15 protein-coding genes are annotated in these 25032 nt (G+C 64.2%); 1 reads left to right on the top strand and 14 read right to left on the bottom strand.

What is annotated here, in order from left to right; all coding sequences use genetic code 11:
• Positions 1-54 precede the first annotated feature (54 nt).
• Positions 55-5127, bottom strand: a complete 5073-nt coding sequence (locus QMX96_RS11770; protein ID WP_282361827.1) for a hypothetical protein — start codon at positions 5125-5127, stop codon at positions 55-57.
• A gap of 326 nt (positions 5128-5453) precedes the next feature.
• On the opposite strand from QMX96_RS11770, the gene QMX96_RS11775 reads away from it, so the two are divergent.
• Positions 5454-5807: a BON domain-containing protein gene (locus QMX96_RS11775; protein WP_043863815.1), complete on the top strand. Its 354-nt coding sequence runs from the start codon at positions 5454-5456 to the stop codon at positions 5805-5807.
• Positions 5808-5944: 137 nt separating this feature from the next.
• Here the strand turns inward: QMX96_RS11775 and QMX96_RS11780 are convergent, their stop codons facing one another.
• From QMX96_RS11780 to gluQRS, 13 genes are all read right to left on the bottom strand, one after another.
• Positions 5945-8881 carry a DUF748 domain-containing protein gene (locus QMX96_RS11780; RefSeq protein ID WP_078481331.1) on the bottom strand — a complete coding sequence of 979 codons (2937 nt, stop codon included), beginning with the start codon at positions 8879-8881 and terminating at the stop codon, positions 5945-5947.
• A 101-nt stretch (positions 8882-8982) separates the two neighbouring features.
• On the bottom strand, positions 8983-9999 hold the full coding sequence (locus QMX96_RS11785; protein WP_282361828.1) for a class I SAM-dependent methyltransferase: 1017 nt from the start codon (positions 9997-9999) through the stop codon (positions 8983-8985).
• A gap of 59 nt (positions 10000-10058) precedes the next feature.
• The gene (locus QMX96_RS11790; protein WP_282361829.1) at positions 10059-10928 is read right to left on the bottom strand and encodes an oxygenase MpaB family protein; all 870 of its coding nucleotides are present in this window, start codon (positions 10926-10928) and stop codon (positions 10059-10061) included.
• Between the two features lie 33 nt (positions 10929-10961).
• The gene (acs, locus tag QMX96_RS11795; RefSeq protein ID WP_282361830.1) at positions 10962-12896 is read right to left on the bottom strand and encodes an acetate--CoA ligase; all 1935 of its coding nucleotides are present in this window, start codon (positions 12894-12896) and stop codon (positions 10962-10964) included.
• A 132-nt stretch (positions 12897-13028) separates the two neighbouring features.
• Positions 13029-14693 carry a glucose-6-phosphate isomerase gene (pgi, locus tag QMX96_RS11800; RefSeq protein WP_255001672.1) on the bottom strand — a complete coding sequence of 555 codons (1665 nt, stop codon included), beginning with the start codon at positions 14691-14693 and terminating at the stop codon, positions 13029-13031.
• A 103-nt stretch (positions 14694-14796) separates the two neighbouring features.
• Positions 14797-15654, bottom strand: a complete 858-nt coding sequence (gene panC, locus QMX96_RS11805; protein ID WP_123753470.1) for a pantoate--beta-alanine ligase — start codon at positions 15652-15654, stop codon at positions 14797-14799.
• Positions 15651-16451, bottom strand: a complete 801-nt coding sequence (panB, locus tag QMX96_RS11810; RefSeq protein WP_043863808.1) for a 3-methyl-2-oxobutanoate hydroxymethyltransferase — start codon at positions 16449-16451, stop codon at positions 15651-15653. The genes panC and panB overlap by 4 nt, the downstream gene beginning before the upstream one ends.
• A gap of 250 nt (positions 16452-16701) precedes the next feature.
• Positions 16702-17178, bottom strand: a complete 477-nt coding sequence (folK, locus tag QMX96_RS11815; protein ID WP_282361831.1) for a 2-amino-4-hydroxy-6-hydroxymethyldihydropteridine diphosphokinase — start codon at positions 17176-17178, stop codon at positions 16702-16704.
• A 6-nt stretch (positions 17179-17184) separates the two neighbouring features.
• Entirely contained in the window at positions 17185-18570 is a 1386-nt protein-coding gene (locus QMX96_RS11820) for a polynucleotide adenylyltransferase PcnB (RefSeq protein ID WP_043863806.1), read from the bottom strand.
• A gap of 697 nt (positions 18571-19267) precedes the next feature.
• Positions 19268-20704: a sigma-54 dependent transcriptional regulator gene (locus tag QMX96_RS11825; RefSeq protein ID WP_043863805.1), complete on the bottom strand. Its 1437-nt coding sequence runs from the start codon at positions 20702-20704 to the stop codon at positions 19268-19270.
• 22 nt (positions 20705-20726) lie between these two features.
• Positions 20727-23681: a sensor histidine kinase gene (locus QMX96_RS11830; RefSeq protein ID WP_162484883.1), complete on the bottom strand. Its 2955-nt coding sequence runs from the start codon at positions 23679-23681 to the stop codon at positions 20727-20729.
• Positions 23665-23841, bottom strand: coding sequence for a hypothetical protein (locus tag QMX96_RS11835; protein ID WP_003250005.1), 177 nt, complete (start codon positions 23839-23841; stop codon positions 23665-23667). The genes QMX96_RS11830 and QMX96_RS11835 overlap by 17 nt, the downstream gene beginning before the upstream one ends.
• A gap of 257 nt (positions 23842-24098) precedes the next feature.
• A complete protein-coding gene (gene gluQRS / locus QMX96_RS11840; protein WP_282361832.1) occupies positions 24099-24986 on the bottom strand; it encodes a tRNA glutamyl-Q(34) synthetase GluQRS in 888 nt (295 codons plus the stop codon).
• Between the last annotated feature and the right edge of the window lie 46 nt (positions 24987-25032).

Here is a 25032-nt window from a genome sequence, read left to right on the forward strand (position 1 = left end):
TGCCCGGTAGTGCCAATGCCCCGTATCGCAGGATACGGGGCATTTTTTTTGCTTTCAGCCGGCAGCGCCGGCAAAGCGCCTGCGCCCCAGGTTGGTGATGATCAGGCTCAGCGAGTCGGCGTTGGCCAGGATCAGGTCGGTGCGTACCTGCGGATCGCTGTAGAACGCAGTGCGTGCAGCTGCCAGGGTGTTTGTCTTGCTTAGCCGAAAGATCGCGGGCAGGGCTCGTCCATCCTTTTTCCTGATATCTCTCCAGGTCTGGCTCGAGGTGTCGAAGGTTCTGAACAGCGCCTGGGCGGGGGTGTTGATCGAGAGCCCGTTCTGTTTGTAGCCAAGGATCGTCTGATAGGCGATACGCCCGCCCCGCGTGTGCTGGCTGATCTGGTCCGGGAAGGGGGCCGCGGCTTCCACGTAGGCGATATCCACGGTTCGAAGTACCTGGTGTGACAGCTCGTGTATCAGCGTCGTTGCTTGCTGGTGGGCGAGCAGCTCGATGGCCGGTGGCGTTGCGTAAATCGAAACGTCCCATGGCAGGGTGAACACGCGCTCGGTGAGAAAGATCCGCTTGCCGGGGTCGTTGTGGTAGGTGAAACCGTAGGTATCGCGCTGATCGGGCATGTTCATGCCCACTACGAGGCGTTTGGAGGTGACCGTGTCCATCGAGGCCGACAACAGCTCGTCCAGTATCCGCTGGGTATAGTCACGCAGCAGGCGTACTGTCTGGTCGGAGGGAGGGTGGTCGAACACGTTTTGCAAGATGCTCAGTGTCTCGGGCGGCAGGGGCGCCTGGGGCGAAGACAGGTTGAGGTTCTTCAGGCAGGTGTCCAGATAGTGGCGGCTCAAGGCATGGGCACGCAGTAGCATCTGGTACTTGGTCGGCTGGAGCGCGGCAATGTTCTTCATTCCCGAAGCCAGCGTGGTGTAGCGCAGGGATATGTCTTCGTCGGCCAGGGCCGTTTCGAAACTGCTGTAGGCCGCGCCGCCGCCACGCAAGCCTTCCTGCAGATCAACCTGCCACTGATTTCCCGTTCTTTGCAGCGTGGGCCCGAGTCGGCCCTGCTTGATGATCTGCCACTGCTGTGCTGGCTTGGCCACTTCATAGACGTGGCCCGCGATCACGCAATAGAAACGCTCGGTACCCGGGGCGAAATAAAGCCCCAGGGTGGTGTTGCGGACCATGTCCTTGAGTTGCACGTTCTGCGCCTGCAGGTCACTCAGCCGGTTGGGTACCAGGGGGTTGAGCAGTACCTCGTTCCAGGCAGGGTCCAGTTCCAGTGCAGGCGTGACGGGTGAAGGCTCGTCAGGGGTCTTCCTGCTCACGCTCGAGCCACCTGGGCGCATCATGACCAGGCCACTCAGGGCGGTGACGAACTCCGCAAGCGATTCGCCCCAGTTGTGCTGCAAAGCGGCGTTACCGGATGCCTGCAACCACTGGACACTCTGTAGCGAGCTGAGCATGGCTGCCAGCTTTCCAGGCAGGAAAAACGAACTCTGCTCGATGGCAAGGCCCATTACATAGCGCAGCACATTCCAGTATTCCTCGGCGGTAGTTACCGTGCGTGCCTTGGTCAGTGCCCGCAGGAATGCCACGTTCTCGGTGAACAGGTAGTCAAGGGCATTGCCTTCGATCTCGCTGCGCACCAGTTGAACCGCACCGGGGGTGGGCGAGAAATCGAACAGGTCCGATGAGGACCAGAACAGATGGGGGTGAAGAAAGCCGTTGTGGTCGTATCGCGACTGCACCGTGTCGGGAAGCCGGTTCAGAATATCTCGTTGCAGCTCTGGGTCCGAGAGGATGGCACTGCGCAGTGCGCCCTGGTCCTTGAACTCGAGCAACATCTTGTGTGGCCGGTAGGCGCAGTACAACACCAGGGGCCCGTCCTGTTCGCCCTGCGGGCCGATCACATACATGCCCCTCACGGTATCGGGGGCGAACCCTTGCTCGGCCCGTAGCTGCAATTGGCACAGGGTGATCTTCCTGCCCTCGACCAGGTCGCGGGCGAGGGCATCCGGCTTGGCCAGCACGTGGGAAAAGTAGTAAAGCGCCTTTGCCGATAGTTTGTTGTCCAGAAAATGCTGATACCCCTCTTCCATCAGGTAGGCGGTGGATACCAGCGTGTAGCGATGACGGCGTTCGAGGTAGTCGGGATCCTGCGGGGTTAACTTCTTCTCGAGCAGGGCACGGTATGCACTGGCCACGTCGAGGCGGTCGATCATGTTGCGGATGGTGGCTGCTTCCAGCGCTTCAGGTGCCATGCCTGGTCGCGTGACGCTGACCTTCATGCTTGTCGCTGTGCCGGTCAACCGGCTGTGGGTCAGGGCGTACTCGCTCAGTGTCTTGGTGGTGGTGGCCAGGTCCGAGGAAATCGGCGAGGGCGTCTGGCCGGGCATTACCGGGTTGGGGGTGAAGTGCGTGAAGGTGACGGTAATCAGGTCGGGATCGTCCGGTGCGCTCGGGTAATCCTGGGCGAGCCCTGCCTTGAGCTGCTGGTTGGCGAAGTCGTTGAGCGTTGGGATCGAGAACAGGTAGTTGAACTTGGGGTTGCTGACACGGGCGCAGGCCTGCACCAGTTGCGCGTAGTTTTTCATTTGCTGCGGTGTCGCGTTGCATAGCCATGCCGGTAGAAGGGTGCGCAAATACTGAACCTCGAGGCTGTCGCGTACCCGCTGCAAGGCCCCTTCGAACGGGCGCCTGGCGGCCTGGTTATCGATGAAGCGTTGCAGCAATGAGGTGCCGAGCCTGCTGCGCAGGGCATAGCCCAGGTAGTAACGCCGGGTTGCAGCACGAAAGCGTGCCGCACTGTGTTCAACAAACGCGAACAGCTCGCTTTGTTCGATGAGGCGTACGCTGGGCTGACTGGCACCTGGAAGCTGCGCCAGGGTGTGCCAGTTGCGCAGGTCTTCGGCGTTCACCAGGCTCAGCCACTGATGAAGCTTCTCCGGGTCGTCGAAAGCGCTGTTCATTTCAGAGCGCAAGGCTGCTTCGCTGCTGAATTGACTCAGTGGCTCCAGCGGTGACCAGAGCAACAGGCTGTCGTTGTCGGCCGTTGCCCGCTGCAGCACGAATGCATCGGCCAGTGGCAGCAGCCCGGCCTTGCCGGGTACCGACAAGCTCAGGCTGTGCAGGCGAATGGCACTGTGCCCCGGCCGGTCCAATGCTTGCTGCAGCAGGTCGAGCAGCGCGTCATCGATCACGCCGTTCTCGCGGGCTTGCTCCAGTTCGATGCGCAGCAGCGCTTCGTACAAGCTGCGCATGCTCGTGAGCGGGGACACCACACTGTCCTTCAGGCGCAACCGACCCGTGTCGAACGCCTCGAGTTGTTCAAGGTAGGTCGAGGCAAAGCCCGCTTTAAGGGTGTCGATCTGTTGCCGGATCACGGGTGCCGACGGCCACGACAGTGGCAAGCCTTGCCGGTCCTGCACCTGCACCTGCACCTGATCCTGCGGCGCGTGCTGGTTGCCTGTTTCGCCCAGCTGTTCGAGAAACCTGTCGACCACCGTGCCAGTCTTTTCTGCCCATTTGAGCTGGATGTCCAAGGGGTGCAACTGGCCGTCGCTGATGGCGTCGAGGCTGGGGGCAAGCATGTCCAGAACACAGGACTGCACCTTCGGCTGGGCGGTGGCCAGGGATTGAAACAGCTGATGCAGTGCCCTGGCACGGGTGAGGCGCTCTACCAGCGTAACGCTCTGGCTGGGTGGCACGGGCAGCCTCATGGCGACTGCTGGCTGTGCATCGGGCAACCATCGACCGTTGACCCCCAGGTGGGTCAGGCGCCTGTCCACCAGCGCGCGCATGTCCAGTGCATCTTCGACCCCGGCCATGGCCGTGCTGCTCTGGGCACCGGGGAAGCGTAGTGCGTGGGCAAGACGCCGGTTGACCAGTGCGATCAGCGCATCAGCAAGTGCGAGGAACATCGGTTGGCCGACCTCGACCAGCCTGACCACAGGCGTCGCGCTGGTTTGCAACTGCTCCCAGTCATCGCGGCTGATCGAGGCGGGGCAAGCAGGTTGTGTGAGCAGGGCCTGGCAATGCCGTTCAAGGGCGGCCTGATCGGCGAAGTATTGGAACCCGGTTCGTGTGCTGAACAGGAACACCCCCTTGCTGGTATCGGTCGGTTGCTGCAGGGCCAGGCTGTCGGCCAGCAGCACCGTCCTACCCATGTCCTGAGCCGCTGGCACCAACGCCAGGCTACACACCCGCAAGGCGCCCAGGTCGGGGATCAGCGCTTCACGCAGCCATTGCAGCTGAGGGGTGTCGATGCGTTGTTCATTGGCCGCTCGCAACAGCGTACGACAGTAGTTGTCGGCAAGGCCAAGTGCCAGGGCTTCGCGGTTATCGCTGCCCACGTCGTTGTCGACACTGCTCCAATAGCTTCGCAGGGCCTGTGCAAAGGCCCCCGGAACGGCCTTGGCAGTGCTGGCAAGGGCCTGCTCGCAGGCGAGCGGGTCGGGCGTGTCGTGCGTTGCGGTGCCATCGCGTACGAAACGGCGCTTCAGGTCGATGCCCAGCGGCTGGCCGCTGAACGCGTCCAGTGCAACATCGGCCAGGGCCTGCGTGCGCACCACGCTGGCGTTACTGGCAATGACCTGGACCCGTTGTTGCGCGATGTCGTCGACGCCCTCCAGCAGCGTCGAGAAGGCTGTGCTCAAGCAACTGTCGAGAACACCGGTCAGGGTGGGCAGTTTGGCCAGCCCGCCGGATTGCCCCCGCAGCAGATCGATTTGCTGTTGCATCAGGTGGTGTGACCACCGGGTGAACACGGCATCGCTCAGGTTCACGAACTGCAGCGGTTCGCTCGGCACGCCCAGGTGAGTCAGCTGGGCCTGCAGGGCACTTTCAAGCTGTTGCAGCGTGTTGAAGCCCTGTACGCCATGCAATGGGCTGTACAGGTAGGTCGCCTCAAGCAGTGGGTCGCGCTGATGAATGATCAGGCAATTGGCAGACAGTGGCTGCAGGTTGCCTGTCACCTCCACCCGCATGCTCGCCGGCAGGGACGTTTGATCGGCCAGGCGACGCAGCCACCGCGCTTCGATGATGCTCAGGCTCAGGTCGCGCTGTGCGGTCTCCAGCGCGGTGATGAAGCCTGCGCGCAAGGTGCCGGGCTCAAAGTAGGGCATCACGATCATGGCGTTTCCTGCAGCGGGGGACCCGGTTCATCCGGCTCACGACGCCTGCCACGTTAGAGGGTGCCCTGTTGAAGGCAGTGGTACATATTGCAACGCCCGTTGGATTCCCGGGCATGGGTGCGGCGGTATTTTGTGAACATGCAACTTGCACGCGCATCCATCGCAAAGCATGCAATGTGCACGATGGGCTATTTTTTGGTGATTTTTAACCTGTTGATTTTTAAAGGTTTTATTTTTTATTCGGGTTGGCACAGCTTCTGCAATATCCCTGTTACCTGCTGCCAGGAATGACGGCGCAGACCTTTCGAAAAACAGGAGTGTCTCGTATGAAGAAGTTCGCTATTGCTGCTGCTACTGCCACCGCGCTGACCCTGACCATGGCTAACGCCGCCTTCGCAGCCCAACCTGCATCGCAAGCACCGATGATGCTGGCTGCTGGTGAAATGACCAAGGCCAAAGAAGAAACTTCCGATACCTGGATCACCACCAAGGTCAAAGCCGACCTGGTCACCGAGAAAGGCATCCCGGGTACCGACATCAAGGTCGAAACCAACAAAGGTGTGGTTTCCCTGTCCTCGACCACCGCGATCACCGAAGCGCAGAAAACCACTGCGGTGAACATCGCCAAGAAAATCAAGGGCGTGAAAGCCGTTTCGGCTGATGGCCTGAAAGCCGAGTAAGCGTTTCGCTCGCTGATCCTGACGGTTCATGCGAAAGGCCACACGGAGGTGGCCAACCCTAAAGCCCCGGCGCAGTCAGCCGGGGCTTTTCTTTGTGCGCTGGAACACTGGCCTGGCGTCAGTGCTCCCCGCCAGCCCTACTCGGCGTCCAGGTGCAGGGGCGAGATCACCCGGCCATCCGCTTCGGCCTGGCCCAGCGTGGCGTCGATGAAGTACACCCGGTCGTCTTGCAACTGACCCTTGTCGACCAGGTAGTCCTTGATGCTGCTGGCGCGTGCCTGACCGAGCTGACGCAGCAGCACGGTGCTCTCGGCCCATGACTTGATCACCGCTTCCTGCAGCTTGGCAGTGCGCTGTGCACGGTCCAGCTGCTCCCACTCGGCCGGTGGCTGCTGCTTGAGACGGGTACGGTAGATGCCCTCGAGCATGGCCGGCTTGTCGCCATCGGGCACCTGCAGTTGCGAGGCCTGTGCCGGCACCTTGTCGCCGCGACGCTGAAGGATCTTGTAGTAGGTGCTCTGGTACTCACGATCCAGACGCTGTGCGGCAATCAGTGGCCCGTCGCTGCTCTGGGCGCTGGTGCCTTCGATTTCCAGGCGCAGGGCAGGGCGTTCCTTGAGTGCTGCCGCCAGCTTGTCCAGCGAGCCCTGGGCATCGCTGCTCAGCTCGCTTGAGCCGGGGGCGAAGGACACGGTGCCCAGGTCTTCGGAACCGCCACCACTGACCAGCCCGCCGATGAACTTGAACGGCGCCTGGGCGGCGCGCAGCACCAGGTTGCGCAGGGTCTGCCACACGATCGGCATTACGCTGAACTGCGGGTTGTTGAGGTCGCCCGACACCGGCAGCTCGATGGAGATCTTGCCCTCGGTGTCCTTGAGCAGCGCGATCGCCAGGCGAATCGGCAGGTTGACGGCGTCGGGGCTGTCGACCTTCTCACCCAGTTGCAACTGCTCGACCACCACCTTGTTCTCGGCCTTGAGCTGGCCCTTGGTGATCAGGTAGTGCAGGTCCAGGTTCAGGCGGCCCTTGCGAATCCGGTAGCCGGCGAACTTGCCCGAGTACGGCGTCAGGGTCGTCAGCTCGACACGCTTGAAGCTGGTGGCGATGTCCAGGCTGGCCATCGGGTCGAACGGGTTGAGCGCGCCCTTGATGGTGACGGGCGCATAACGGTCCACCTTGCCCTTGATATCGACCTTGGCCGGGTGTGGCTGGCGGTTGTCGATGGTGCCGATCTGGCCGTTGAGCTGCTGGATGGCGGTGGCGAAGTTGGGCGTCAGGCTGAAGTCGGCGAAGTTGGCCGAGCCATCGTTGATGTCGATGCCACCGATACGGATACCCAAGGGCTTTTCATTGCTGGCCGTGCGCTTGCCCTGGGGCTTGGCGGCGCCGTTGGCCGGCTGCGGAATCAGCAGGTCATCCACGCTGGTGGTGCGGTCTTCGTTGATCATGAAGCGGGCATAGGGCTGCTGCAGGGTCACCTTGGCAATGCTCAGCGCATCGCCGTGGCGATAGTCCAGGCCGTCCACGTTCAGTTGCTGCCATTTGACGAAGTCACGGCCCTTGATGGTGTCCAGGGTATGCAACTGATTGACCTGCGCCTTGCCGGTGACGCTGAACGCCAACGGGGCGGTGTTCTTCAGGTCCACGTTCAGGTCGCTGCCGAGCATGCCGCTGCGCAGCTCCAGGCGAATGAACGGGCTGATGTAGGCCTGGGCTACCCGCAGGTCGATGTCCTGTGTGCTGACCTTGAGTCGGGCGCTGACCGGTGCCAGGTTGACCTCACCCGATGCCTGCAGCTTGCCCTGGCGGCCGACGCCGCTGTCGAGCTTGAGGGTGAAGGGGCTCTTGTTGAGGCTGTCGAAGTTCTGCAGGTCGAGGTTGAGCGGGCCGACATCCAGCGCCACCGCTTCTTTCTGCGAGCGATCGGCCAGATGAACCTGGTAGTTGCGCAGTTGCACGTCGCGCAGCAGCACCTGCCACGGCTTGCCGGGCGCGGCCTTGGCGCTGGCTTCCTGCGGCGCGGCCCCGGCAGTGGCCGGCTCGGCCTTTTCCTTGGGGGTGGCCTTGGCAGGCTGGCTGGCGAAGAGTTTTTGCCAGTCGAGCTGGCCGTCGGCTTCCAGGGCAGCCCAGGTTTCCAGCTTTTCACTGCGGATCTTGCCGACCGTGACCAGCTGTTTGGCCAGGTCGACCGTGGTTTCACTCACGTCCAGCCTGGCCAGGCGGGCCAACGGGCGACCGTCCGGGGCCTTGATCGCGAAGGGGGCGATGCTGAGCGAGGCGTTGTCCAGCAGCAGCTCGGTTTCCTTCGACAGGTTGAGCTTGTAATGGGTGTCCAGGTTGAGCACGCCGTCTTCAAGCACCAGCGGCAGGGCGTCGCGCACGTACGGCCACCACACCTTCATCTTGCCGTCGGTGACCTTGAGGGTGCCTTCGGAGGCGATCGGTACCAGGCTGATGGTGCCGGCCCAGTCGATGCGCCCGCCCTCTGGCCCGGCAGCCACCAGGGTCATGTCGGCGTTGTCGTCGGGCAGGGTGCTGAGGTTCTTCAGCTCCAGGTTCATCGAGTCGTAGAGGAATTCGATCGGCTCGCTCGGGCGCAGGTCCTGGAAGTGCAGGTAGCCCTCGCTCAGCTTGATGCTGCCGATGCGCAGCGGGAACGGTTCGCTTGCCGGCGTCTCGGGCTTGGGCTCGCTGGGCGGCAGCTTGAACAGCTGGGTCAGGTTCAGGCTGCCGTCCTTGGCGAACAGCAGCTCGGTGCGCGGCTTGTCCAGCTCGACGGCTGCCAGGTGCAGGGCACCGGACCACAGGCTGTCGAGCTGCAGGTTGGCGTAGAGGCGTTCGAAGCCGACCTGCTCCTTGCCGGTCTCGCCGATCTGCAAGCCCCATAGCGTCAGCTCGAGGCTGAACGGATTGAGCTCGATACGCTGGATGTGCGCCGGCACGGTGGCGTAACTGGCCAACTGCTGATTGGCGATGCGCAAGGCTACGCCAGGCAGGATCAGGAAACCGAGGAGGCTGTACAGGGCCAGGCCGGCCAACAAGGCGCCGAGGGCGCGTTTCAATCCTTTGGGCATGTGCGGCGTCGTCTGTCTAGAGCGGGAGTGCTTGGAGTATGGCACGTTAATTCGGTTCCGAAGGTAGTCCGAAATACCGGACTACCTGCGGTTTTTTCCACTTACAGCTGCAGGATCAAGCACTTCAGGGGCGGCTGTCCGTCCAGTGACGGGAAGTCGTCTGCCGGCTTGAGCACCTGCCATTCCCGCACCGGGCGGCCGATCTTCTGTGCGCAACGCAGCACCTGCTCGCGCCAGTCGTCGAGGCCGACCTTGGCCAGGTTGTTGCAGCAGATCAGCACGCCGCCTTCGGCCGTGCTCAGCAGGGCGGGCTTGAGCAGGCTCTGGTAATCACGCAGCAGGTCGACGGTGCCGAACGCGCTCTTGGCCCAGGCAGGCGGGTCGAGCAGTACCAGGTCGAACTCGCGCGGCTCCAGGCGCGGGTAGGCCGGCAGCTTGTGCCCGCGACGCTGGCTGACCGGCAGGCCTGCCAGCTGGCGAATGGCCGGAAAGTAGTCGGACTGGATGAACTCCATGGGCGCCAGTTGCGGGTTGAGTGCGCCGTTCTCGCGGCCAACGGCCAGGTTGCCTTCGGCGAAATCCAGGTTGCACACCGCGCTGGCACCTCCGGCGGCAGCGCTCAGGCCTACCCCGCAGGTATAGGCGAACAGGTTGAGCACGCGTTTGCCGGCACTGTGTTGCTTGACCCAGCCACGGGCATTGCGCAGGTCCAGAAACAACAGCGGGTCCTGGCCGGCATGGCGACCGCGCACGCGGTAGTTCAGGCCCCACTCGTGACCGACCAGGTCGGCCAGCGCGCCCTCGCTGGGCTGGTAGACCGGGTCGCGCCGGTCGATGCGGCTGTTGCCCTGGGAGCGGTCGTTGTACACCAGCAGCAGTGGCAGGCCCAGTTCGCGCTCGATGTGCCCATGCAGGTCCAGCAGGGCATCGCGCTCGAGGGTGTGGTGAAAGCTCTGTACCAGCAACTGCGGGCCATAGCGGTCGACGGTCAGTCCGCCCGCGCCTTCCTGGCTGCCGTGGAACAGCCGGTAACAGTCGGTGCCCTGGGCGTGCAGCTCACTTAGAAGCTGCTGGCGGGCGTCGAGGGCGGCGCGCAGCGCCTGATTCAAGGAGGACATGCACGTAGCCTTGGTTTGCGGGCGTGCAGTTTAACAGCAGGCGGGTGCCTTGCACCTGTTCAGGCGCAGCCCACTCGCCGCCTGGCCCGGTGCAGCGAACTGTCGCGCATGGCCCAGCGCAGCACCGGCGCCGTGCTGTCGATGCCCAGGCCTACCAGCCGCCGCTTGAGCGGGTGCGGCGTGCGCTCGAGCAGTTCGCCGGCCCAATCGGGCAGCAGGTTGATCCCCGCCTGCATCATCAGGTTGGCCACCGGTTTGGCCAGGCGGCTCGGCGCCGGGGCCTCCAGCAACACACGCACCACTTCGCGGCTGCGCTCGTCGCATACCAGTTGCGGGCGCATGGCTTGCAGGTAGTGCGCCACCGCCTGGCGCGAACGCGGCACGTTGCGAGCCCCCAGGCGTTCGGCCACCAGGGCGATCTCGGCGTAGTAGGCGTCCTGGTCGGCCAGCGAGAGGGGCGGGTTGCGGTAGCGCAGGTGCGCGGCCATGAAGCTGCTGACTTCGGCCACGTGCACCCAGGTCAGCAGGTCCGGGTCACTGGCGGCATACGGGCGGCCATCGGCCGCGGTCCCCACCACCTGCAGGTGAATGGTGCGTACCTTGTCGATCAGCCATTCGGCGTCGCGGGTGGAGCCGAAGGTGGTGCCGGAGATGAACTGGCTGGTGCGGCGCAGGCGGCCGATGATGTCCTGGCGAAAGCTGGAATGGTCCCACACCCCGGCCAGGGCCAGCGGGTGCAGCACCTGCAGCAGCAAAGCGCTGATACCGCCGATGAGCATGCTGGGGAAATCCCCGTGCACCTGCCAGCTGATGCTGCGCGGGCCGAACAGCCCGGGGTCGCCCTTGGGCTGTTCGAGGTCGAGTTGGCCCAGGGCCAGGCCCGTGAGGCTCAGCAACTGTGTTTCGATACGGCGGCGTAGCGCTTCCATGGATACCTTGAGGCACCGTCGCCGCGGTGCCGTTCATTGATTCAGGCGTTTGTCGATCAGGCCTTGGACCACGCTCGGGTCGGCCAGGGTCGAGGTGTCGCCCAGGTTGTCCAGCTCGTTGCAGGCGATCTTGCGCAGGATGCGGCGCATGATCTTGCCCGAGCGGGTCTTGGGCAGTGCTGGCGCCCACTGGATCAGCTCGGGTTTGGCAAAGCTGCCGATCTCCTTGCTGACCAGCGCCAGCAGTGCCTGCTTGAGGTGGTCGTCCGGGGTCACGCCGTTCATGGGCGTGACGAAGGCATAGATGCCCTGGCCCTTCAGGTCGTGAGGGTACCCGACCACGGCGGCTTCGGCGATGCTGTCGTGCAGCACCAGGGCACTTTCCACCTCGGCAGTGCCGATGCGGTGCCCGGACACGTTGATCACGTCGTCGATGCGCCCGGTTATCCACAGGTCGCCATCGGCATCGCGGCGCGCGCCGTCGCCGGTGAAGTAGTAGCCCGGCAGGGGTTTGAAGTAGGTGTCGATCATGCGCTGATGATCGCCGTATACGCTGCGGATCTGCCCCGGCCAACTGGCCTTGATCGCCAGCAGCCCGCTGCCGGGGCCCTCGATCAGCGCGCCCTTGTCGTCCAGCAGCACCGGCTGCACGCCGAACAGCGGACGGGTGGCACAACCGGGCTTGATGTGGCGGGCGCTGACCAGCGGGCTGAGCATGATGCCGCCGGTCTCGGTCTGCCACCAAGTGTCGACGATCGGGCAGCGCTTCTCACCGACCTTCTCGAAGTACCATTCCCAGGCTTCCGGGTTGATCGGCTCGCCCACGCTGCCCAGCAGGCGCAGGCTCTTGCGCGAGGTACCGTCGAGCGGCGCCGAACCTTCGCGCATCAGTGCCCGCAGAGCGGTGGGGGCGGTATAGAAGATGTTCACCTGGTGCTTGTCGACCACCTGCCAGAAGCGCGAGGCATCGGGGTAGTTGGGCACGCCTTCGAACATCAGGGTGGTGGCGCCGTTGGCGAGCGGGCCGTAGACGATGTAGCTGTGGCCGGTTACCCAGCCGACATCGGCGGTGCACCAGAACACCTCGCCGTCGCGGTAGTCGAACACCACCTTGAACGTCAGGGCGGCCTGCAGCAGGTAGCCGGCGGTGGTGTGCAGCACGCCCTTGGGCTTGCCGGTGCTGCCGGAGGTGTAGAGGATGAACAGCGGGTCTTCCGCATCCATCGGCTCGGGCGGGCAGTCGTCGCCCACCTGGCTGATTGCCTCGTGGTACCAGAGGTCGCGGGCTTCGTTCCAGTCCACCGGGCCGCCGGTGCGGCGTACCACCACCACGCTGCTGACGTCCGGGCAGCTTTGCAGGGCCTTGTCGACGTTGTTCTTCAGGCCAATGCTCCTGGCGCCGCGCACGCCTTCGTCGGCGGTAATCACCGTGCGGCAGTCGGCGTCGAGGATGCGGTCGCGCAGGGCGTCGGGGGAAAAGCCGCCGAACACCACCGAGTGAATCGCGCCGATGCGGGTACAGGCCAGCATGGCGAAGGCAGCTTCGGGAATCATCGGCATGTAGATGCACACCCGGTCGCCCTTTTTCACCCCGCGCTGCTTGAGCACGTTGGCCAGGCGGCACACCTGCTGATGAACCTGGCGGTAGGTGAGGGTGGTGGACTGCTGCGGGTTGTCGCCTTCCCAGATGATCGCCGGCTGGTCGCCGCGCTGAGCCAGGTGGCGGTCCAGGCAGTTGTAGCTGACGTTGAGCTTGGCATCCTTGAACCAGGTTGCCTGGCCCGTGCGCAGATCGCTCTGCTGAACAGCCGACCAGGGGCTGATCCAGTCCAGGCGCCTGGCTTGTTCGGCCCAGAAGGTGTCGGGATCGTCTACGGACTGGCGATACAGGCGCTGGTAGTCGGCCTGGGAGAGTTGTGCCGCCTTGCTGACGGCATCGGCTTCGGGGTAGTCGCTGATATCGAACATTGGGGGGCCCTTTCCTGTTGGATAGGTGTCGCTCCCATCGCGGGCCAAGCCCGCTCCCACGCGGTGTGCATCGTACCTGTGGGAGCGGGCTTGGCTCGCGATGGGGATAACAACATCCCGACAGTGTAGCCCTTAGCCCCGGTGACGCCCGCGGAAGTAGTTGATCAGGCCCTGGGTCGAGGCATCTTCGGCCGGCTCTTCGATACCGCCGGTCAGGCGCTGGTACACGCCCTTGCCCAGTTCCTTGCCCAGCTCCACACCCCACTGGTCGAAGGCATTGATGCCCCACACCACGCTCTGCACGAACACCTTGTGCTCGTACATCGCCACCAGCGCGCCCAGGCGCCGCGGGCTGATACGCTCGACCACCAGGGTGTTGCTCGGACGGTTGCCCGGGATCACCTTGTGCGGCGCCAGGCGCTGCACCTCGGCTTCGGCCATGCCCTTTTCGCGCAGCTCGGCCTCGGCCTCGGCGCGGGTCTTGCCGAGCATCAACGCCTGGCTCTGGGACAGGCAGTTGGCGTACAGCCACTGGTGGTGGTCTGCCACCGGGTTGAAGCTCACCACCGGCACGATGAAGTCGGCCGGGATCAGCTGGGTGCCCTGGTGCAGCAACTGGTGATAGGCATGCTGGCCGTTGCAGCCCACGCCGCCCCAGATCACCGGCCCGGTGTCGTGGTCGACCGGGGTGCCGTCCTGGCGCACGCTCTTGCCGTTGGACTCCATGTCCAGTTGCTGCAGGTGCTTGGTGATGTTGCGCAGGTAATGGTCGTACGGCAGGATCGCGTGGCTCTGGGCGCCCCAGAAGTTGCCATACCACACGCCCAGCAAGGCCAGCAGTACCGGCATGTTCTGCTCGAACGGTGCGGTCTGGAAGTGCTGGTCCATGGTGTAGGCACCCGACAGCAGCTCCTTGAAGTTGGCGGTGCCGATGGCCAGGGCGATCGGCAGGCCGATGGCCGACCACAGCGAATAGCGTCCGCCTACCCAGTCCCACATCGGGAAGATGTTCTCTTCACGGATACCGAAGGCCACCGCAGCGGCCTTGTTGCTCGATACGGCGATGAAGTGCTTGTACAGCTCGGCTTCCGAACCACCCTGGGCCAGGTACCAGACCCGAGCCGCCTGGGCGTTCTTCAGGGTTTCCAGGGTATTGAAGGATTTGGACGACACGATGAACAGCGTGGTCTCGGCACGCAGCTTGGCCGACAGCTCGTGGAATTCGCTGCCGTCGATATTGGCCAGGTAGTGGCAGCGCACGCCGCGCTGGGCGTAGGGCAGCAGGGCCTCGGAGACCAGCTCCGGGCCGAGGAACGAGCCGCCGATGCCGATGTTGACCACGTCGGTGATCGGCTTTTCGCTGTAGCCGCGCCACAGGCCGTCGTGGATGCGCCCCACCAGCTCGGTGACCTGATTCAGCACCTTGTGCACGTCGGGCATGATGTTCACGCCATTGACGCTCAGTTTGTCGCCCACCGGGCGCCGCAGCGCGGTATGCAGGGCCGGGCGGCCTTCGGAGGCGTTGACGATTTCGCCGGCAAACAGCGACTTGATCGCGTCCTGCAGGCCCACTTCATTGGCCAGCCCCACCAGCAGGTCGCGGGTCTGGTGGTCGATGAGGTTTTTCGAATAGTCCAGAAACAGCCCGCAGCTGCTCAGGCTGAACTGCTCGAAGCGCTGCGGGTTGGCGTTGAACGCATCGCGCATGCTGAAGCCCTGCATGGCGCTGCGGTGTTGCTGGAGCGCCTGCCAGGCGGGCAGCGTAGTGACATCGTGGGGGGTGCGGTAGTACGCCATCGCTGCAGGTTTCCTTGGTACGTGAACTGCCTTTGACACTGGAAAGACGGGCCCGTTTCCAGTGTGGCAGGTTAATTGCCCGGCAGCCCGGCCGGGTGCGTTGTCACTGTTCGTCGAGGTTCAGGTGCAGGTTGTCGATCAGGCGCGTGGCGCCCAGTACCGCTGCTACCAGAATCACCAGGTCGCGGTCGTGCGCCGCTGCCGGGCGCAGGTTCAGCGCCTGACGGATTTCCAGGTAGTCGGGCTTGAAGCCGGCCTCCACCAGTTGTTGCCGACCTTCGGCGATCAGCACCTCGAAGTCACGGCGGCCCTGGCCGATTGCCTGGGCGATCCGGCTCAGGGTGCGGTAGATCGTGGGCGCAGTGGCACGTTGTGCGTCGGTCAGGTAACCGTTGCGCGACGACAGGGCCAGGCCGTCCTCGGCGCGCACGGTCGGCTCGCCGATGATCTGGATGGGCAGGTTGAGGTCGCGCACCAGCGCGCGGATCACCGCCAGTTGCTGGAAGTCCTTCTGGCCGAACACGGCCAGGTCGGGCTGGACCATGTTGAACAGCTTGCTGACCACCGTGGCAACACCCTCGAAGTGCCCGGGACGGCTGGCGCCACACAGCCCTTCGGACAGGTGCGGAACGCTGACCAGGGTCTGGGACGCCATGCCGTCGGGGTACATTTCTTCGACGTTGGGGGTGAACAGCAGGTGGCAGCCGGCCTGCAGGAGTTTTTCCTGGTCGGCGGCGAGGGTGCGCGGGTACTTGTCGAGGTCTTCGTTGGCGCCGAACTGCAGCGGGTTGACGAAGATGCTCGCCACCACGAAATCGGCCCGCTGCGCGGCCTTGGTCACCAGCGCGGCATGCCCGCTGTGCAGGTTGCCCATGGTGGGCACGAAGCCGATGCGCTTGCCCTCGCTGCGTGCGCGGGCGACCGCAGCGCGCAGTTCAAGGATGGTCTTGACGGTATTCATGCGCTGAACCCATGTTCGGTGCCGGGGAAGGTCACGCCCTTGACGGCTTGCACGTAGGCACCGAAAGCACCGGCAATGTCGGGCTGGCCGAGCATGAAGTTCTTCACGAACTTGGGCACGCGGCCGCTGAGCGACAGGCCGAGCATGTCGTGCATCACCAGTACCTGGCCATCGGTGGCGCTGCCGGCACCGATGCCGATGACCGGAATGGTCACGGCCTGGGTGATTTCCGCCGCCAACTCGCTGGGCACGCATTCGAGCAGCAGCATGGCTGCGCCGGCCTGCTCCAGGGCGATGGCGTCGGCACGCATCTGCCGTGCCTGGTTCTCCTGGCGGCCCTGGACCTTGTAGCCGCCCAGGATGTTCACGGTCTGCGGCGTGAGGCCCATGTGCGCACACACCGGCACGCCGCGTTCGGCCAGCAGGCGAATGGTCTCGGCCAGCCAGGCGGCGCCCTCGACCTTGACCATGTGCGCGCCGGCCTGCATCAGTGCGCCGGCATTGGCGAAGGCCTGCTCGGTGGTGGCGCAGGCCATGAAGGGCAGGTCGGCCAGAATCAGCGCACCCTGGTTGCCGCGCTTGACGCAGGCGGTGTGGTAGGCCATTTCGGCGTTGGTCACCGGCAAGGTGCTGTCATGGCCCTGCAGGACCATGCCCAGGGAGTCACCCACCAGCAATATTTCCACGCCGGCCTGACTCGCCACCTTGGCAAAGGTCGCGTCATAGCAGGTCAGCATGGTTATTTTCTCGCCCTTGGCCTTGAGGCCTTGCAGGGTGGTCAGGGTTACTTCTGGCATGAAAGGAATCCTCGTTCAGGCGCTGTGAAAAACGACTGCGTACAACGCGTGTATTCATCTACTGGAACAGCACATCATCGATTGTGGTGTTTGGAGTACAACCCTGTTCCAGGCCTATATACGCCTTATGCGGCGCCGGGGCGCTGCGGGACGCCTATAGTCGTGAGCACGAAGACTGAAGTCAATTACCCTGTTACCGCATTGTTACGAAGGCGCTGTTACGGGCGTTACCGCGTGGGGGAGCGCCCGGTTACAGGCGCTTGAGGCCAACGAACGGGCATTCTGCCAGCCATTGCGCGAGGGGGCGCTGGTCGGGCAGGCAGAAGTCGCCGGGCACCAGCTCTGCCAGGGGGTACAGCACGAACGGGCGTGCGTGCATGTGGTAGTGGGGAACCTTCAGGCGCGGCTCGTCGAGCACCTGATCGGCATACAGCAGGATATCCAGGTCCAGGGTGCGTGGGCCCCAGCGTTCCTTGCGTTCGCGGCCCTGGTCGGCCTCGATGGCCTGCAGGGCATCGAGCAGCGCCAGCGGCGCCAGCGAGGTATCGAGCGCCGCAACCGCGTTGGTGTAGCGCGGCTGGCCAGGCGACAGCGAGTCGCTGGCGTAGAACGACGACACACCGGCCAGTTGCGAACCCGGCAACCGGCCCAGCGCCTCGAGGGCGCTGCGCAGTTGCTGTTGCGGGTCGGCCAGGTTGCTGCCCAGGCCGATGTAGGCACGCACCATGCGGCGTTACTCGCCTGCGCCGTCGGCGCGCTTGCGCTTGCTCGGGCTGCGCTTGCGTTTGCGCGGGCCCGCGCCGGCGCCGTCGTCGCGGCTGCCCAGGTCACGGATCATGTCGCGGCGCTCGCTGTCGTTGCAGTCCTGGTAGTCGGTCCACCATTGGCCCAGGCCGTCGGTTTCCTCGCCCGCGCTCTCGCGCAGCAGCAGGAAGTCGTAGCCGGCGCGAAAGCGCGGGTTGTCCAGCAGCAGGTCGGCACGTTTGCCGCTGCGCCGTGGCAGGCGCTCCTGCATGTCCCAGATCTCGCGGATCGGCATCGTGAAGCGCTTGGGGATCGCAATGCGCTGGCACTGTTCGGCGATCAGCTCGTGGGCGGCTTCCTGCAGGGCCGGGATCGGCGGCATGCCGCGGCTCTGCAGGCGCAGGGCACGCCCTGGCAGCGCCGGCCAGAGCATGGCGGCGAACAGGAAGGCCGGGGTGACCGGCTTGCCTTGCTTGATGCGCAGGTCGGTGTTGATCAGCGCCTGGCTGATCAGGGTGTGGGTGTAGGTCGGCTGGTCTTCCAGCGCCTGGGCACTGGCCGGGAACAGCGGGTCGAACAGTTGCAGGTCGACCAGCATCTCGAAGGTGTCGGCCGCATAGCCGGACAGGAACAGCTTCAGGGTTTCTTCGAACAGGCGTGCGGCAGGGATTTCACGCAGCATCGGGGCCAGCTCGCGGATCGGTTGCACGGTGTGCTTTTCGATACCGAAGTTGAGCTTGGCCGCGAAGCGCACGGCCCGCAGCATGCGTACCGGGTCTTCCTGGTAACGCTGCACAGGGTCGCCGATCAGGCGGATCAGACGGTTGCGGATATCGTGCACGCCGTTGGCGTAATCGAGAATGCGCTCGCTGACCGGATCGTAGTACAGGGCATTGATGGTGAAGTCGCGGCGCTGCGCGTCTTCTTCCAGGGTGCCGTATACATTGTCACGCAGGATGCGCCCGCTCTCGTTGCGTGAAGAGGTGTGGCTGTTCTCTTCCTCGACCTCGGGATGGTTGGCGCGGAAGGTGGCGACTTCGATGATTTCGCGACCGAAATGGATATGCACCAGCTTGAACCGCCGGCCGATGATCCGGGCGTTGCGAAACTCTGCACGGACCTGTTCGGGGGTGGCACTGGTGGCGACGTCGAAGTCCTTGGGGGTAATGCCCAGGAGTTGATCGCGAACGCAACCGCCGACCAGGTAGGCCTGGTAGCCTGCGTTCTGCAGGCGCTCGACGATGTTCACCGCGTGGCGGCTGAACTGGCCACGTTGCAGTGAATGCTGGCCGCTATTGATCACTTCGGGCGTGGTGCGAATGTGGTGCTGGCCACGCACGGTAGGACGGAATGACTGGAACAACTTCTTCAGCATGGGATGCACTGTTTGAAGGAATGTTCGGCCAAAAACGAAGAATGGCCGCATGATGGGCGGGGATTCTAGCATTTACTCGAAGGATGGTGTAGGCGGGTGCATCGGGCGGGCTGAAAGCCGGAAACTACAAGGGGAGCCGAAGCTCCCCAAGAAGTAGTTGCATGCTCTTATTGTTCTTTTGCCGGGCTTCTTGTTTTTGTTGAGTGCCCTACCCACAAAACCGCAAGGCTTGTGGGTGTTCTCCCTAACCGGGAGTCAAGAGCAAACGGATTGCTTTGGTCGCTGAGGTTGCAGTGATCATGCGATCCAACCAGTTCAGGCCCTGCTTGAGTGCAGTTTTTGTTGTTCTCTGCCTGGTTGTGGGGCAAGCCCCAAATACAACTCCTCTCCAAAAGAATCAGTTAGCTGCGCCTCCGCCGTCTTGTTCTTATTGTGCGTGAGCCGATTCGTCTTATTTTTATTGTCTTTTGCAGTGCTTGTTATTGTTCTTGTACCGAACATATAGCAGGTGCCGTGCCAACTTTTGCAAACCCCAGTAAAACAAGGGGTTAGGCGGTTTTGGGGGCGTCTGGCGGGCATAAAAAAACCGGGGATTCGTTACCGTATGCCCCGGTATCTGTTACGTGATCAGCGTGAGGTAACATTTTTTTCACACGCCCTGGTGTTACCTGCCGGTAACACCGGTGCGCGTGCTGGCTCAGCTTTCGCTGGTGGCCCCGCTCTTGCGCCGCGGGATACCCAGGCGCTGACGACGTTCCCACAGGCATTTGCGGCTGACACCGAGCTTGCGGGCCAGCTCGGTCTCGGTCATGTGGTCCTGGTGTTCGAGTACAAAGTGCTGGAAGTAGTCTTCCAGTGACAGGTCTTCGGTCGGTTCGTGGCTGGTGTTGCTGGCGGCGCCACCGGCAGACGGCAGGCCGGCGAACACGTCATCGTCTTCCAGGTCGGCCAGCTCGATGTCGATGCCCAGCAGGTCGGCAGAGATTTCCGGGCTTTCGCACAGGATCACCGCGCGCTCCACGGCGTTTTCCAGCTCTCGCACGTTGCCCGGCCAGGAGTAATGACGAATGGCCTGTTCGGCGTCATGGGCGAACTTCAGGTCGTTGCGCCCGATGCGTGCGCTCTGGCGGGCGAGGAACGCATTGGCGATCTCGTTGACGTCGGCGCCACGCTCGCGCAGGGCGGGCAGCTTGAGGGCGATCACGTGCAGGCGATAGTAAAGGTCTTCGCGGAACTGGCCGACCTTGGCCAGGTTCTTCAGGTCGCGGTGGGTGGCGGCAATCAGGCGCACATCGACCTTTTGCGATTGCACCGAGCCCACCCGTCGGATCTCGCCTTCCTGCAGTACGCGCAGCAGGCGGGCCTGGGCTTCGAGCGGCAGTTCGCCGATCTCGTCGAGAAACAGCGTGCCCCCGTCGGCCGCTTCGACCAGGCCGGCACGGCCGGCGCTGGCGCCGGTGAACGCGCCCTTTTCGTGACCGAACAGCTCGGACTCGATCAGGCTTTCGGGGATCGCCGCGCAGTTGACCGAAATCATCGGCGCCTTGGCCCGGCGTGACAGGTTGTGCAGCGCGCGCGCCACCAGCTCCTTGCCGGTACCCGATTCACCCTGGATCAGTACATTGGAGTCGGTGGGCGCGACCTTGCGGATCTTGCCGTACAGGTCCTGCATCGGCGGGCACGAGCCGATGATGCCGATTTCGCCATTGGCATTGCCCGGCTTGTCCGCCGGGGCCGCCTTGGCGCCGGCGCTGCTGCGCTCGGCAGGGGCGGCGGGGGCGTTCTGGCGGTCGCGCAGGATGCGGGCGACGGCCTGGAGCATCTCGTCGTGATCGAAGGGCTTGGCGATGTAGTCCACTGCGCCCATCTTCATCGAGTCGACGGCCGAGCGCAGGCTGGCGTAGCTGGTCATGATCAGCACCGGCTTGCCTTCGCCCAGCTTGATCAGCTCGGTACCCGGTGCGCCGGGCAGGCGCAGGTCGCTGACAATCAGGTCGAAGCTCGGAATGCTGAAGCGTTCCTGGGCCTCCTGTACCGAGCCGGCTTCGCTGACCTGGTACTGGTTGCGTTCGAGCAGGCGACGCAAGGCCGAGCGGATGATGGTTTCGTCTTCGACGATCAGAATATGCGGCATTGATTCAATTCTCTCGACGGTCTCAGTTCACAGCGGACGTCGCTACGACATGACGCGGCAGGGTCACACGGATCCGGGTGCCACGCTGGCTTTGAGTATCGGCCGGGCTGTCGATGGTGATTTGTCCATAATGCTCTTCCACGATGGAATAGACCAGAGCGAGCCCCAGCCCGGTGCCTTCGCCCGGATCCTTGGTGGTGAAGAAGGGTTCGAACAGCCGGTCCATGATGCTCTTCGGAATGCCGCTGCCTTCGTCCTCGACGATCAGGTCGACGGTGTGCTCGCTGGCTTCGCTCTTGACCCGTACCGCCGTGCCGGCCGGCGATGCATCGCGGGCGTTGGACAGCAGGTTGATGAGTACCTGCGCCAGGCGCTGCGGATCGCCGTCGACCCAGTGCTCGGGGTCGCACAGGTTGAAGAACTGTACTTCGAAATTACGCCGGTTCAAGGCCAGCAGACCGATGGCATCCTGCGCCACTTCGGCCAGGCACACCGGTTCGTCACTGTGCTGGTGGCTGCCGGCGTGGGCGAAGCTCATCAGCGACTGGACGATGCGCGAGATGCGCTTGGTCTGCTCCAGGATCTGGCTGCTCAGCTCGGTGATCTCGCCGTCGTCCTCGCGCTCTTCACGCAGGTTCTGCGCCAGGCAGGCGATGCCGGTGACCGGGTTGCCGATTTCGTGGGCGACCCCGGCGGCCAGGCGGCCGATGCTGGCCAGGCGCTCGGAGTGCACCAGCTTGTCTTCGAGCATCTGGGTTTCGGTGAGGTCTTCCACCAACAGCACCAGGCCGCTGTTGCCCGGTGCCAGGGGCTCGTCGATGGCCGCCTTGTGCAGGTTGAGCCAGCGGGTCTGCCCGTCCAGGCCCAGGCGCTGCTTGTGCAGGTGCTCGTCGGGCACGTTGATGAACCCCAGCAACAGGCCGCGCCAGGGTTCGCCGATGGTGGTCAGGCGCGAGCCGACCACACGCTTGGCGGGGATGCCGGTCAGCTCTTCCATGGCCCTGTTCCACATCAGGATCTCCTGATCCTTGGCCAGCGAGCAGACGCCCATGGGCAGCTCCTGCAGGGTCTGGCGGTGGTAGCGGCGCAGGGCATCGAGCTCGGCGGCCAGGCCGGTGAGGCGCGAGTGATAGTCTTCCAGGCGGCTCTCGATGAAATGGATGTCTTCGGTCACGTAGTTCTCGCTGCCCGACTTGTACGGCAGGAAGGTCTCGACCATGTCCTGTGCCACGCTGGGGCCCATCAGGCCCGACAGGTTGGCCTCGATGCGGTCGCGCAGGCGTCGCAGGGCGTACGGGCGGCGTTCGTCGAAGGGCAGGTACAGGTCGCGCAGGGCTTGCTCGACTTCTTTCTGCGCGGCCTTGGCGCCCAGCGGCTTGGCCAGCTGGGTGGCGAATTCCTGCGGCGAGGCGGCGTGCAGTTCGCGCCGTTGCGGACGGCGCACGTTATCCACGGCGCAGGCCTCGGCGGCGGCGACTTCCTCGGCGCTGGCGTTGCTGAACAGCGAGATCAGGGTGAACAGCAGCACGTTGGCCGCCAGCGAGGCGATCGCCGCCATGTGCCAGCTGGTGTCGTCGAGCACATAGATCATGTTCAGCAGCGGAATGTAGAAGCCCTGCAGGTTGCCCACCAGCGGCAGCAGCATGGTCACCATCCACACCAGGATCCCCGCCAGCAGGCCGGCGATGAAGCCGCGCCGGTTGGCGGTGGGCCAGTACAGCACCGACAGCACGCCTGGCAGGAACTGCAGGGTGGCAACGAAGGCGACGATGCCCAGGTTGGCCAGGTCCTGCTGGGCGCCGAGCAGCAGATAGAAGCCGAAACCGGCGGCGATGATCGCCACGATCAGCGCGCGGCGCGTCCATTTCAGCCAGCGATAGATGTTGCCTTCGGCCGGCGGCTGGTACAGCGGCAGCACCAGGTGGTTCAGCGCCATGCCCGACAGCGCCAGGGTGGTGACGATGATCAGCCCGCTGGCGGCGGATAGCCCGCCGATGTAGGCCAGTAGCGCCAGGGCCTGATTGTTGGCGGCGATGCCCAGGCCCAGGGTGAAGTATTCCGGGCTGGTGCTGGCGCCCAGCTTGAGCCCGGCCCACAGGATCAGCGGTACCGCCAGGCTCATCAGCAGCAGGAACAGCGGCAGGCCCCAGCTGGCGCTGACCAGCGAGCGCGGGTTGAGGTTCTCGGTAAAGGCCATGTGGTACATGTGCGGCATCACGATGGCCGAGGCGAAGAACACCAGCAGCAGGGTGCGCCACGGGCCTTCCTGCAAGGGTGTGTGCAGCGCGGCGAGGGCGGTCTGGTTCTGCAGCAGCCACACCTCCAGCTCGTGCGGGCCGCCGAACACCCCGTACAGCGCATACAGGCCGATGCCGCCCAACGCCAGCAGCTTGACCACCGACTCGAAGGCGATGGCGAACACCAGCCCCTCGTGTTTCTCGCGGGTGGCGATATGGCGTGAGCCAAAGAAGATGGTGAACAGCGTGATCATGGCGCAGAAGGCCAGGGCCACGCGACTCTTGACCGGCTCGCCGGTGAGGATGCTGATGGAGTCGGCCACGGCCTGGATCTGCAGGGCCAGCAGCGGCAGCACGCCGATCAGCATGAAGATCGTGGTGAGGGCGCCGGCCCAGGTACTGCGAAAGCGGAACGCGATGAGGTCGGCCAGCGACGAGAGCTGGTAGGTGCGGGTGATCTTCAGGATCGGATAGAGCAGCACCGGGGCGAGCAGGAATGCACCGGACACTCCCAGGTAGCAGGCCAGGAAACCGTAGCCGTACTGGTAGGCCAGGCCGACTGTGCCGTAGAAGGCCCAGGCACTGGCGTACACGCCCAGCGACAGGGTATAGGTCAGTGGGTGGCGAATGATCGAGCGCGGGATCATGCCGCGCTCGCTGATCCAGGCCACGCCGAACAGCACCAGCAGGTAGGCGGCGCTGATCAGGATCATCTGGGTCAGGCTAAAGCTCATCGGCATCACGTTGGCTCTGCAGGATAAAGGTCACGACGATCAGGATCAGCCACAGCAGGTAGGGGCGATACCAGGCGCCGGTGGGTTCGATCCACCAGTCCATGATGGCCGGGGAGAACAGGTAGATCCCCACTACCAGAAGCAGGACCAAGCGATAGATGTACATGCGGGCCTCGTTGGCTGTGGACGCTGCGTGCCTGGGCTTATTATTGGCGCAAATCGGCGTCGATGGTAACGGAAGGGCCGGTGCCTGCAAACGACCTTCGCCAGAATGCCCAACGAATTGAATTTGTTGGGCTTTGTGCAAGCTGTTCCGGCCTCTTCGCTGTCCAGGTTCTGTACTGGCCTGGAGGGCAACGGTGCACCGATGGGCGCTGGCCTGCCAGCGAAGGGCTCAGCGCCTGTATCAGCAGTGGGCAGCGATCAATGAAGGTCGGCTTCCGGCACGCTCAGGCGCCGGGGCAGGGCGTCGGTATTCCAGTGCTGGGCGGCGTGCGCGAGTACCTCGCTCGGCGTACCCAGCGCCATGCCCGCCTCGACCGGTTGGCCGAGCGCACGCAAGGCCCGCAACAGCAAGGGTGTGGCCTGGTCCGCCGGCAACGGTGCCGAGCGATACGACTTGCCCAGCTTGTGCCCGTCGGGCTGGGTGATCAGCGGCACATGCAGGTAGCGCGGCTGCGACAGGCCCAGCAGCTCCTGCAGGTACAGCTGGCGCGGGGTGTTGTCGAGCAGGTCGGCGCCGCGCACGATATCGGTCACGCCTTGCCAGGCATCGTCCAGCACCACTGCCAGCTGGTAAGCGTACAGGCCATCGCGGCGCCGGATCACGAAGTCGCCCACCTCGCGTCCCAGGTGCTGCTCGAAGCGGCCCTGCAGACGGTCGGTGAAGTGATAGCTCAGCTCGGGCACGCGCAGGCGAATGGCCGCGTCCTCCTGGGCGTGGCCCAGGTTGCGGCACAGGCCCGGATAGATACCGTTGTACCCTTCCAGCTGCTTGCGCGAACAGGTACAGGCGTACGCCAGGCCCTGCTGGAACAGGCGCTGCACCACGGCGGCATAGGCGTCGTGACGCTGGCTCTGGTACACCACTGCGTCGTCCCAGTGCAGGCCGTAGTTTTCCAGAGTGTGCAGGATGGCGGCCTGGGCGCCGGGGGCTTCGCGCGGCGGGTCGATGTCTTCCATGCGCAGCAGCCATTGCCCGCCCACCGCGCGTGCGTCCAGCCACGAGGCGAGGGCGGCAACCAGCGAGCCGAAATGTAGAAAACCACTGGGGGTGGGGGCGAAGCGCCCGATGTAGCGCGGGGTGTTCATCACAGGCGGGTAGATCCGACAGCCATAAATGAAACGGGGCGCCTTG

Origin of the sequence: Pseudomonas sp. PS01300 (assembly GCF_029960155.1) — a bacterium.
In the GTDB taxonomy this organism is placed as follows: domain Bacteria; phylum Pseudomonadota; class Gammaproteobacteria; order Pseudomonadales; family Pseudomonadaceae; genus Aquipseudomonas; species Aquipseudomonas palmensis.